9 protein-coding genes are annotated in these 11288 nt (G+C 72.1%); 5 read left to right on the top strand and 4 right to left on the bottom strand.

The genetic code is table 11. The annotated features are described in order from the left end of the window. A partial coding sequence (locus tag ACOJUF_RS02795) for a DUF721 domain-containing protein (RefSeq protein WP_420120343.1) occupies positions 1-349 on the top strand: 349 nt, incomplete at its 5' end. Here the strand turns inward: ACOJUF_RS02795 and ACOJUF_RS02790 are convergent. The 4 genes from ACOJUF_RS02790 to ACOJUF_RS02775 all read right to left on the bottom strand — a co-directional run bounded on the left by ACOJUF_RS02790 (position 340) and on the right by ACOJUF_RS02775 (position 4891). Further along, entirely contained in the window at positions 340-1725 is a 1386-nt protein-coding gene (locus ACOJUF_RS02790) for a M23 family metallopeptidase (RefSeq protein WP_420120342.1), read from the bottom strand. The genes ACOJUF_RS02795 and ACOJUF_RS02790 overlap by 10 nt on opposite strands. A gap of 93 nt (positions 1726-1818) precedes the next feature. Beyond that, positions 1819-2466 (bottom strand): response regulator, encoded by a 648-nt coding sequence (locus ACOJUF_RS02785; protein ID WP_420120341.1) that lies wholly within the window; start codon positions 2464-2466, stop codon positions 1819-1821. Next, complete coding sequence (locus tag ACOJUF_RS02780; RefSeq protein ID WP_420120340.1) at positions 2457-4262, bottom strand: sensor histidine kinase; 1806 nt, start codon at positions 4260-4262, stop codon at positions 2457-2459. The genes ACOJUF_RS02785 and ACOJUF_RS02780 overlap by 10 nt, the downstream gene beginning before the upstream one ends. Beyond that, the gene (locus ACOJUF_RS02775) at positions 4229-4891 is read right to left on the bottom strand and encodes a hypothetical protein (RefSeq protein WP_420120339.1); all 663 of its coding nucleotides are present in this window, start codon (positions 4889-4891) and stop codon (positions 4229-4231) included. Before ACOJUF_RS02775 ends, ACOJUF_RS02780 begins: the two co-directional genes overlap by 34 nt. Positions 4892-5456: 565 nt before the next feature. Here ACOJUF_RS02775 and gyrB point away from each other — a divergent pair. From gyrB to ACOJUF_RS02755, 4 genes are all read left to right on the top strand, one after another. Then, the gene (gene gyrB, locus ACOJUF_RS02770; RefSeq protein ID WP_420120338.1) at positions 5457-7469 is read left to right on the top strand and encodes a DNA topoisomerase (ATP-hydrolyzing) subunit B; all 2013 of its coding nucleotides are present in this window, start codon (positions 5457-5459) and stop codon (positions 7467-7469) included. 244 nt (positions 7470-7713) lie between these two features. After that, positions 7714-10146 carry a DNA gyrase subunit A gene (gene gyrA, locus ACOJUF_RS02765; protein ID WP_420120344.1) on the top strand — a complete coding sequence of 811 codons (2433 nt, stop codon included), beginning with the start codon at positions 7714-7716 and terminating at the stop codon, positions 10144-10146. Positions 10147-10268: 122 nt separating this feature from the next. After that, on the top strand, positions 10269-10733 hold the full coding sequence (locus ACOJUF_RS02760) for a DUF3566 domain-containing protein (protein ID WP_420120337.1): 465 nt from the start codon (positions 10269-10271) through the stop codon (positions 10731-10733). A 50-nt stretch (positions 10734-10783) separates the two neighbouring features. Next, the coding region (locus tag ACOJUF_RS02755) for a bile acid:sodium symporter family protein (protein ID WP_420120336.1) at positions 10784-11288 on the top strand (505 nt) is incomplete at its 3' end.

Here is an 11288-nt window from a genome sequence, read left to right as displayed (position 1 = left end):
TCCGCAACCGCTCGGTTCCACCATGCGGACCTGGGTCAAGGCCGCCGGGGTCGGCGCCGACCTGACCCGGGCCACGCTGTTCGGCCGCTGGGAGAGCATCGTCGGGGCCGACGTGGCCAGCCGCTGCACCCCGACCTCGCTGGTCGACGGCGAGCTCGTGGTCCAGGCCGAATCGACCGCCTGGGCCACCCAGATCCGGTTGCTCGCCCCGCAGCTGCTGGCCCGGATCAACGGCGAGCTCGGGGATCGCACCGTCCTGCGGATCCGGGCCAAGGGCCCGGCCGGCCCGTCGTGGCGGTTCGGGGTCCGGCACGTCCCCGGCCGGGGTCCGCGCGACACCTACGGCTGAGCCGCCTGCAGGTCGACCACGTCCATCCAGAGGGGCATCTGGTCGGTGCGCGGCCCGGTCGGGCCGCCGGTGGCCAGCGGCAGCGCCGCCCCGGAGCCGGCGGCCGCGTCGATCGCCGCCGGCGAGGCGGCCCGGCCGACCATCGTCAGCGCGTCGAACACGTACGGCAGCCCGTTCGAGGCCAGCGGGTTCGGCCCGTCCATCACGTGGAAGTGCAGGTGGGGGGCGTCGCTATTGCCGGAGTTGCCCAGTGCGCCGACCTGATCGCCGGCGGAGATCTGCTGGCCGACCGTGACCGCCGCGCTGCCGCTGCCCGGCTTGAGGTGGGCGTAGAACGCGTAGTAGTCCTGCCCGTTCTGGGTGAACCGCTCGACCACGTAGTTGCCGCCGAACTGGTCGACCTGGAGGCTGCCGGCCGGCGGGTCGGCGCCCGGCGGCTGGTCGGGCAGGCTGTCGGAGACGGCGACCACCTCGCCGTCGGCCACCGCGTGGATCGGCGCCCCGTAGTAGGCGTAGCTGGCCAGGTCGGTCTTGTCTCCGCGGTAGATCTGGTCGTCGGCGTTGAGCTGGACCCAGTCGATGGCGAACCGTTCGGCCAGGTGGTACCGCCCGTTGATCGGGTTGAGCGCCCCCCGGTGGGCGGTGACCGCGTTGCAGCAGCCGTTGCCGTTGAGCCAGCGGTCCCCGCTCAGCGGCGAGGCGATGACCGCCGCGGGTACCCGGCTGACCGCGGTCCGGGCGATCGTCTCGGTCACCGCCGCCGGCACCAGCGGGTTGGGCGCCTGGGCGAAGCCGGCGGCGACGACGTGATCCAGCGCGGCCGGGACGTCTCCCGGCGTGGCCACGCTCGGGTCGAGCCAGACGACGCCGACCTGGCCGCCCTGCAACGTCATCGCGGTGGGCGCGGCCGCGGACGGCGTCGCCCCGATCACGCGGGACCGGGCGAGCAGGTCCGACCCGCTGAACTCCTGCAGGGGGGCACCGTCGGCCGATCCGGCCGGCCGCACCGCGACCGAGTCGATGGTCACCGGGGTCGAGGTCGCGTTGGTCAGGTACAGCTCGTAGGCCAGGTACACCCGCCCGTCGGTGCCGGTGACCGGGGCGGGCGAGTCGTCGACCGCACCGAGCACCGGGGTCAGGACCTCGGCCGCCGGACCGGAACCGGTGCCGTCCGGGGCCGACGATGAGGCGGACGGCGGAGCCGACGATGAGGCGGACGATGGGGCGGACGCGGAGCCGCCGGCCGCCGGCGTGCTCGACGCAAGCGCCGACGGTAGTGCCGTGCTCCCGGCGGTGGTGGACGCGCCCGAGGTGCAGGCGACCAGCAGGGCGGAGGCGGCCAGCAGCGACAGGGCCGGCCGGGCGGTGGTGCGCATGCTGCGACTGTGACCGGGCGGCCGGCCATCGGGGATCCGACCTGGGTCGGAGTTCGGCGGCCCGGGAAAGGGACACCGACGGCAGACGGACCGTCAGAGGGACAGATAGTTCAGCACGGCGAGCACCCGCCGGTGGTCGTCCGGTCCGGCCAGCAGCCCGAACTGGTCGTAGATCACCGAGACGTGCTGGACCACCGTCTTCTCCGCGATACCCAGCCGCCGGGCGATCGCGGCGTTGCTGCGACCCTGGGCGAGCAGGGTGAGCACCTCCCGCTGGCGCGCCGTCAGGGCGTCGACCGCCGGGCCGGTCCGGCGGGCGCGGGCGACTAGGGCCGCGACCACCTCCGGGTCCAGGACGGTGCCGCCCGCGGCGACCCGGTGCAGGTCGGCCAGGAAGTCGGCCAGGTCGGCGACCCGATGCTTGAGCAGGTAGCCGATCCCGCCCGCACCGTCCCGCAGCAGGTCCCGGGTGTACTCGCGGTGCACGTGGTGGCTCAGCAGCAGCACGGGCTGGCCGGGCCGGTGGGCGCGGACGGCCAGGGCCGCCCGGAGCCCGTCGTCGGTGTGGTCCGGGGGCATCCGGATGTCGCTGATCACCAGGTCGGGAGCCAGCTCCGCGACGATCCGGACCAGGTCGGGGGCGTTCCCGGCCTGCCCGACCACCTCGATCCCCCCGTGGTCCAGGACGAGGATCAACCCCTGCCGCATCAGGGCCTCGTCCTCGCCCAGCACTACCCGCATGGCATCGCACCGGGCAGGACCGCCCGCACCGTGGTGCCCCCGCCGGGCGGGCTGTCCACGGTCAGGACGCCGCCGAGGGCCTCCACCCGGTCGGCCAGGCTGCGCAGCCCGGTGCCGGAGCCGACGGCCGAGCCCGTCCGGGCGCCGCCGACCCCGTCGTCGGACACCTCGACCCGCAGCTCGCCGGCGGCCACCTCGAGCGTGACGCGCAGCCGGCCGGCGCCCGCGTGCTTGGCCGCGTTGGTCAGACCCTCGGTGACGACGAAGTAGGCGGCGCTCTCGACCGGCGCCGGCAGCGGTCCCAGCTCCTCCGGCGCCCGGAAGTCGGTGGCCATCGGCATCCGGTCGACGACCTCCTGCGCCGCGGCGCGGAGCCCGCGCTCGATCAGCAGGGACGGCATGACGCTGTGCACCAGGCCGCGCAGCTCGGCGATGGCCGAATCCAGTTCGGCGCGCAGCCGGTGCAGCTCGGCCAGGTGCGCCGGCGGTACCCGGCCGGCCAGGGTCTGGACGTGGATGGCCAGCACCACCAGCCGGGTCTGCAGACCGTCGTGCAGGTCGCGGGCCACCTGCCGGCGCGCCTGCTCGCCCTCCTGCACGATGCGTGCCCGCGACCGGCGCAGCTCGTCCCGCGACGCGGTCAGGGAGACGACCAGCCGTTGCCGGTCGACCGCGGTCGCCAGGACCCGCCCCGCGGTCCGGACCAGGTCCCGGTCGGCGACCAGCGCGGGATCGAACTCGATCACCCCGACCGGGTCGTCGCCGATCCGCACCAGCTCGACGGCCCGGCCGGGACCCGGCCGGTCGACCGGCAGCGGCCCGGAATCCGGGTCGACGTACCGGTCGGTGCCCGCCAGCCGGAATCCCACCCGCGCGGTGGGGTCGCCCAGGGTGCGGGCCAGCGCGGCCGCCAGGTCGGCCGGGGACGGCTCCGGCCCGAGCCAGGCCCCCAGCTCCACCACCTCGCCGGTGCGGGCGAAACCGCCGGCCAGCATGCCGGCCAGCAGCAGGACCGGCACCGCCGCCAGGGCCGCGACCTGCACCACGAACAGCACCTGCAGGCTCCAGCCGAACAACGGGACGAACACGTTCGGGCCGAGCAGGGTCAGGGCCAGCGACGCGAAGATGCCGGCGGCCACGGGACCGAGGGCGCGCCGGGTGGCCGCACTGCCCGCGGCCAGCCGCCGGACGACCAGCCCGGCGGCGCCGGCCACCGCCACCAGCAGCAGGCCCAGTTGCACGCGGGAGATCACCTCGTCCAGCTCCGGCCGGTCGGCCAGCTGCAGCGGCGTGGCGCCGGCCGGGTCGAACAGGTGGCCCAGCACCTCGAAGACGGTGCAGGCCAGGTAGGCCAGGGCGATGACCGCGCGGGCCGCCGGGGTGCCCGCCCGGCCGGTCGGGAAGACGAGCAGCAGGTGCACCAGCACGGCGACCACCAGGGTCGCGCCGGCGAAACCGATCCCGACGAGCACCGGGACGTCGGTGTTGGCCAGGCCCGCGATCAACCAGAACCAGGCGGCCAGGACGAGCACCGCACCCACCCGGTTGCTCGGCCGCCGCGACCAGGCCAGCAGCCCGGCGCACCCGTAGCCGATCGCGGCCAGCGGGATCAGGGTGAGCACCCACAGCGGGCCCGGCCGGACCTCGGTGATGAGCAGCAGCTGCTCGAGCGCGGCCACCAGCAGCAGCGATCCGCCCACGAACCACAACGCCCGGGTCAGCGCCGGGGACCGGACGGGCGGCTCGGGCCGCCGCTCGCCGGTCAGACCGCCGGCCCGGAGCCGCCGCCGAACCACCTGAGATACGCGCGGCGGTTGTACCCGCCGCTGAGCACGTTGCGCAGCACCCAGCGGGCCGGCCCGCTGTACGGAGCCGTCACGTCCCTCACCCGATCGGGTGACAGGTCGTCCAGCAGCCAGAAGTAGCGGTACGCCAGCGAGGTCGGACGGTGGGCGGGCAGCGACCGCAACGGGATCCGCGCGGCCCCCGTTCCGTCCCCTGTTTCGGGCCCCGTTCCGGTTCCCGCTGCCGACCCGCCCGCCGCCGCCCAGGCCAGCACCGCGGCCCGCGCCGCCGACCGGACCTGTGGGCGGCGCATCGGATCCCGCGCCCAGAGCCGGGCCTCGTGCCCGAGCCGGGACAGGGCGACCGGGTACCGGCCCGGCCCGCCCTCGGCGGAGCGGGCCTGCTCGACCAGGAACGCGATGTGGGCGACCAGGGCCGCCCGGCGCACCGCGGTGACCGGCTCGGACAGCGCCGGCTCCAGCCGGTCCAGATCCCGGGCCACGGCCACGGCCACGACCGGGGGATGCCGCCGCACGGTGCCGCCCGAGCCGCCCGAGCCGCCGTGCGCGTCGCCGGCCGTGCCCGCCCGGGGGTCGGCGACGACCGCACCGGCCCGGCCGGCCGTCAGATCCAGGGTCACGGTGGTCGTCCTCTCGCTCCGCCGGGGCCGCGCCGGCCCACCCGGACGGGCGGTCCGGCGGTGCCGGATCAGGTGCCGGATCAGGTGCCGGATCGGGTGCCGGGTCGGGGTCCCGTCCGGGATGTAACCCCGGTCCGGGGTTCCGAGTCCGGTAGGCGCACCGGTGATACCCCGAAAGTGGCGGCCCGATCGCGCCGCAGCGGCACCGGGACGGACGGTCGAGGCCGGTGACTATCGGCGGTTCCCGCCGGACCCGCCACGGCATCATCAGAGCCCGGTATTGCCGTGCTGTGAGCGGCGCTACCGGTAGACTCGGAGAGGCTTCGCCCACAAAGGGCCCTGAGATCGCCGCAGACGGATCGGACGGATCGCTCCGATCCGCCCGCCGAGCCGTTCGGCGGGCGGTCCGAGGTCCCCCGCGGGCGACGCCCCCGAGCGCTTCCGCCGGCCGATCGGAGCGTCCCGAGCCCGCCCTGGGGTCCGGTGCGCGCGCCGACCGGACGATCGACGCCGCGCCCGGGCCGGAGCGGGCATCAGAGCGAGCACAGGAGCGACGGGTAGATCCGTGACAGCCAAGAAGAGCGAGTACGGCGCATCCTCAATCACCGTGCTGGAGGGCCTGGAGGCCGTCCGCAAGCGGCCGGGTATGTACATCGGATCGACGGGCGAGCGCGGCCTGCACCACCTGGTGTGGGAGGTCGTGGACAACGGCGTCGACGAGGCGATGGCCGGGTACGCCGACCGGGTCGAGGTGGTTCTGCGGGCGGACGGCGGGGTGACCGTCATCGACAACGGGCGCGGCATCCCGGTGGAGATCCACCCGAAGGAGAAGCGCCCGACCGTCGAGGTCGTGCTCACCGTGCTGCACGCCGGCGGCAAGTTCGACTCCGACGCGTACGCCGTCTCCGGCGGCCTGCACGGCGTCGGCGTTTCGGTGGTCAACGCGCTGTCGACGCGGTTGGACGTGGAGATCCACCGCGACGGCAAGGCCTACGCCCAGTCCTATCGCAATGCCAAGCCCGGCCCGCTGGAGACGCTCGGGCCGAGCGACCGCACCGGCTCGTCGGTCACCTTCTGGCCGGATCCGGCCATTTTCGAGACCACCGAATTCAAGGTCGAAACGGTCTCCCGCCGCCTGCAGGAGATGGCATTCCTCAACAAGGGACTGACCATCGTGCTGCGCGACGAACGGCGCACCGAGGCCGAACTCGAGGTGATCGCGGAGAGCGGCGCAACCGCCCCGCCGGCGGCCGCGGACGGGGCCGTCGCGGCCAAGGCGTGGAAACCGCTGGAGAAAACGTTCCATTACCCGGGCGGCCTGGTCGACTACATCAAGCACCTGAACCACACCAAGGACCCGATCCACCCGTCGATCATCGGGTTCGAGGTGAAGGGCGACACGATGGAGGTCGAGGTCGCCATGCAGTGGAACTCGTCCTACAACGAGTCGGTCCACTCCTTCGCCAACACCATCAACACCCACGAGGGCGGCACCCACGAGGAGGGCTTCCGGACCGCGTTGACCTCCCAGGTCAACAAGTACGCGCGCGACAAGAAGCTGCTCAAGGAGAAGGACTCCAACCTCGACGGCAGCGACGTGCGCGAGGGGCTGGCCGCGATCATCTCCATCCGGCTGCGTGAGCCCCAGTTCGAGGGGCAGACCAAGGGCAAGCTGGGCAACACCGAGGCCAAGTCGTTCGTGCAGACCGCCTGCAACGAGTGGATCGCCGACTGGTTCGAGCGCAATCCGGCCGAGGCGAAGACCATCATCAGCAAGGCGGTCTCCTCGGCCCAGGCCCGGGACGCCGCCCGCAAGGCGCGGGACCTGGTCCGGCGCAAGGGCGCCCTGGAGATCGGCGGCCTGCCCGGCAAGCTGGCCGACTGCCGGTCGACCGACCCGAGCCGCTCGGAGCTGTACATCGTGGAGGGCGACTCGGCCGGTGGGTCGGCCAAGTCCGGCCGCGACTCGATGTTCCAGGCGATCCTGCCGATCCGCGGCAAGATCATCAACGTGGAGAAGGCCCGGATCGACCGGGTGCTGCGCAACACCGAGGTGCAGTCCCTCATCACCGCCCTGGGCACCGGCATCCACGACGACTTCGACCTGGCCAAACTCCGCTACCACAAGATCGTCCTGATGGCCGACGCCGACGTGGACGGCCAGCACATCCGCACCCTGCTGCTGACCCTGCTGTTCCGGTTCATGCGGCCGCTGGTCGAGGCCGGCCACGTCTACCTGGCCCAACCGCCGCTCTACAAGATCAAGTGGTCCAAGGGGGCGCACGAGTTCGCCTACTCGGACCGGGAGCGGGACGGGCTGATCGCCGAGGGCGAGCGGGCCGGCCGGCGGTTGATCAAGGACGAGGGCGTCCAGCGGTACAAGGGCCTGGGCGAGATGAACGCCAAGGAGCTGTGGGAGACGACCATGGATCCGGCCAACCGGCTGCTGCTGCAGGTGACCCTGGAGGACGCGGCGACGGCCGACGAACTGTTCTCGGTGTTGATGGGTGAGGACGTGGAGGCCCGCCGGGCATTCATCACCCGAAACGCCAAGGACGTCCGATTCCTGGATCTGTGAATGCCGTGGGAAGCCGGTGTGTCGCTCCCGTGAACACCGGCCCTCCCGTGAGAGATCGGCCACACCGTTCGGCCCAATCGCCCGTCACGAAATCGTGCCGGTCGAGCTATGCACAGTAATCATCCACATGTGGATATGTCCCCCGTCAGCGTGACGGTTTCGTGATATTCGGAGGATCCAGGTCGTGACAGGTCCCGACTCAGGCGAACACGATCGCACCGAGCCCGTCGATATCCAGCAGGAGATGCAGCGCTCGTTCATCGACTATGCGATGAGCGTCATCGTCTCCCGCGCGTTGCCCGACGTCCGGGACGGTCTCAAGCCGGTGCACCGGCGCGTGCTCTACGGGATGTACGACTCGGGATTCCGGCCCGATCGGTCGACCGTGAAGTCCTCCCGGGTGGTCGGCGACGTGATGGGCAACTATCACCCGCACGGTGATTCGCCGATCTACGACACGGTCGTGCGGATGGCCCAGCCGTGGTCGCTGCGGTATCCGATGATCGACGGCCAGGGCAATTTCGGGTCGATGGGCAATGACCCGCCCGCCGCCATGCGATACACCGAATGCCGGCTGACCCAGCTGGCGATGCTCATGCTCGACGGCATCGGCGAGAACACCGTCGACATGGTGCCGAATTACGACAACAAGACCACCGAGCCGACGGTCCTGCCCTCGCGGATCCCGAATCTGCTCGTGAACGGGTCGTCCGGCATCGCGGTCGGCATGGCCACCAACATCCCGCCGCACAACCTGCGGGAGGTGGCCTCCGCCGTCGTCTGGTCGCTGGAGCACCCCGACGCCTCCCCCGAGGAGCTGCTCGAGGCGGCCATGGAGCGGGTCAAGGGCCCGGACTTCCCGACCGGGGCGCTGATCGTCGGCACCGACGGCATCGCCGACGCCTACCGCACCGGCCGCGGGTCGATCCGGATGCGGGCCGTGGTCAACATCGAGGAGGACGCCAAGGGCCGCACGATCCTGGTCGTCACCGAGCTGCCCTACCAGGTCAACCCGGACAACCTGGTCGAGGCCATCGCGCAGCTGCACAAGGACGGCAAGATCGCCGGCGTCGCCGACATCGCGGACGAGTCGTCGGACCGCATCGGCATGCGGCTGGTCATCACGCTCAAGCGCGACGCGGTGGCCAAGGTCGTGCTGGCCAACCTGTTCAAGCACACCGCCCTGCAGACCAGCTTCGGCGCCAACATGCTGGCCATCGTCGACGGGGTGCCGCGCACCCTGCGGCTGGACCAGATGATCAGCCTGTACGTCGCGCACCAGATCGAGGTCATCGTCCGCCGGACCCAGTACCGGCTGAACAAGGCCGAGGAGCGGGCCCACATCCTGCGCGGCCTGGTCAAGGCGCTGGACATGCTCGACGAGGTGATCGCCCTGATCCGGCGCTCGCCCTCGGCCGAGGAGTCCAAGGCCGGCCTGATGGAGTTGCTGGACGTCGACGACATCCAGGCCACCGCCATCCTGGACATGCAGCTGCGCCGGCTGGCCGCCCTCGAGCGGCAGCGCATCATCGACGAGTTGGCCGAGCTGGAGCGGGTCATCGCCGACCTGCGCGACATCCTGGCCAAGCCCGAGCGGCAGCGGGCGATCATCCGGGACGAGCTGAACGAGGCCGTGGACAAGCACGGCGACGACCGGCGCACCCGGCTGGTGCCCTACGACGGCGACGTCTCGGTCGAGGACCTCATCGCGGTCGAGGAGGTGGTCGTCACCATCACCCGGACCGGCTACGCCAAGCGGACCAAGACCGACCTCTACCGGGCCCAGCGCCGCGGCGGCAAGGGGGTTCAGGGGGCGGCCCTGAAGCAGGACGACATCGTCGCCCACTTCTTCGTCTCCTCCACCCACGACTGGCTGCTGTTCTTCACCAACAAGGGCCGGGTCTACCGGGCCAAGGCGTACGAGCTGCCCGAGGCGAACCGCAACGCGCGTGGTCAGCACGTCGCCAATCTGCTGGCGTTCCAGCCGGACGAGAAGATCGCCGAGGTCATCCAGATCCCGCACTACCAGGCGGCGCCGTACCTGGTGCTGGCGACCAAGGGCGGACTGGTCAAGAAGAGCGAACTGGCCGCGTTCGACTCGAACCGCGCCGGCGGGATCGTCGCGATCAACCTGCGGGACGACGACGAGCTGGTCGGCGCGGTGCTCTGCGACGCGGCGGCCGACCTGCTGCTCATCTCCGCGGAGGGCCAATCCATCCGCTTCCACGCCACCGACGAGGCGTTGCGCCCGATGGGCCGGGCCACGTCCGGCGTGCTGGGCATGCGATTCAACGCCGGCGATGAACTTTTGTCGATGTCAGTCGTCTACGAAGGGGCGCAGGTGCTGGTCGCGACGGAACGCGGCTACGCCAAGCGCACCGATATCGAGGAGTACCCGGTCCAGGGCCGGGGCGGCAAGGGCGTCTTGACGATCCAGTACGACCGTCGTCGTGGCAAGCTGGTGGGCGCCCTGATCGTGGACCTGGACACCGAGGTGTATGCGATCACCTCGGGCGGCGGGGTCATCCGGACCCAGGCGCGCGAAGTGCGTAAGGCGAAACGACAGACCATGGGAGTGCGGTTGATGAACCTGTCCGAGGGGGACAGCCTGGTGGCGATCGCCCGGAACGCCGACGACGATGCCGCGGCGGCCGGACCCACCGGGGGCTCGGCGTGACCGCGCCGTCCGGGTCGGGCGCCCCCGCGCCCGCCGGTAATCCCGCCGGCCCGGCCGGCGGTTCGGGCAGCGGGTCGCCGGGAGGTTCGGGCAGCGGGCCGACCGGCTCCGACGGCTCCGCCATGGCCTCCCCGCAGCAGGTCGGCGCCCGGCCGGCGCCACCGCCGGCCCGCGCCGGCTCCGAGGCCGCCCGCCGGGCGAAGGCGACCCGGCGGCCGCCGCGCCTGGCCTCGCTCCAGCTCAAGCGGGTCGATCCGTGGACGGTGCTGAAGATCAGCCTGATCGTGGCGATCGTCATGTTCTTCGTCTGGATGATCGCCATCGGCATCCTGTACCTGACGATGGACGCGATGGGCGTGTGGTCCAAGATCAACGACACGTTCTCCACCCTGACCTCGTCGCCGGACACCCAGGCGGCCGGCAAGACGGACCTGGTCACCGCGGGCCGGATCTTCGGCATCACCGCGATCATCGGGGCGATCAACATCGTGCTGTTCACCGCGCTGGCGACGGTGGCCGCGTTCATCTACAACGCCGCGGCCGCCATGTCCGGTGGGGTCGAACTGACCCTCGGCGAACGCGACTGACCGGAACGCCCGGTTCATCCGTCCCGTCCGGTCAGGCACACTTTGCGGTCATGGGAACCGTGTTCACCTCGATCGCCCTGCCGGCGGCGCTGGCGATCGTCATGCTGGGGCTCGGTCTGGGTCTGACCCGGAGCGACTTCGAGCGGGTGCTGCGCCACCCGCGGGTCACCCTGGCGGCGCTGGCCTGCCAGCTGGTGCTGCTGCCGGCCGCGTGCTTCGCCCTGGTGCTGGCGTTCGACCTGCCCCCGGCGCTCGCGGTCGGCATGATGCTGCTGGCCGCGGCCCCGGGAGGCACCTCGGCCAACCTGTTCAGCCACCTGTTCCGCGGCGACGTCGCGCTCAACATCAGCCTGACGGCGGTCAACTCCGTGCTGGCCCTGATCACCCTGCCGCTGATCGTCAACTTCTCGATGGGCTGGTTCGGGGCGGGCGCCGACCACATCGGCGCGCAGGGCCGGACGGCGCTGGACGTGTTCGTCATCGTGCTCCTGCCGGTGCTGCTCGGGATGCTGATCCGTTTTCGGCGGCCGCGCTGGGCCGACCGGATGGACCGGC

The sequence above is a fragment of the Nakamurella sp. genome, assembly GCF_048594475.1.
Lineage (GTDB): Bacteria > Actinomycetota > Actinomycetes > Mycobacteriales > Nakamurellaceae > Nakamurella.
Note: the sequence above shows the minus strand (reverse complement) of the source record. Positions and strands in the feature narration are given on the sequence as shown.

Bases quoted from the DNA above. Each gene is read 5' to 3' on its own strand.
- ACOJUF_RS02790 (WP_420120342.1), bottom strand. From the start codon at position 1,725: ATGCGCACCACCGCCCGGCCGGCCCTGTCGCTGCTGGCCGCCTCCGCC.
- ACOJUF_RS02785 (WP_420120341.1), bottom strand. From the start codon at position 2,466: ATGCGGGTAGTGCTGGGCGAGGACGAGGCCCTGATGCGGCAGGGGTTG.
- gyrA (WP_420120344.1), top strand. From the start codon at position 7,714: ATGCAGCGCTCGTTCATCGACTATGCGATGAGCGTCATCGTCTCCCGC.
- ACOJUF_RS02760 (WP_420120337.1), top strand. From the start codon at position 10,269: ATGGCCTCCCCGCAGCAGGTCGGCGCCCGGCCGGCGCCACCGCCGGCC.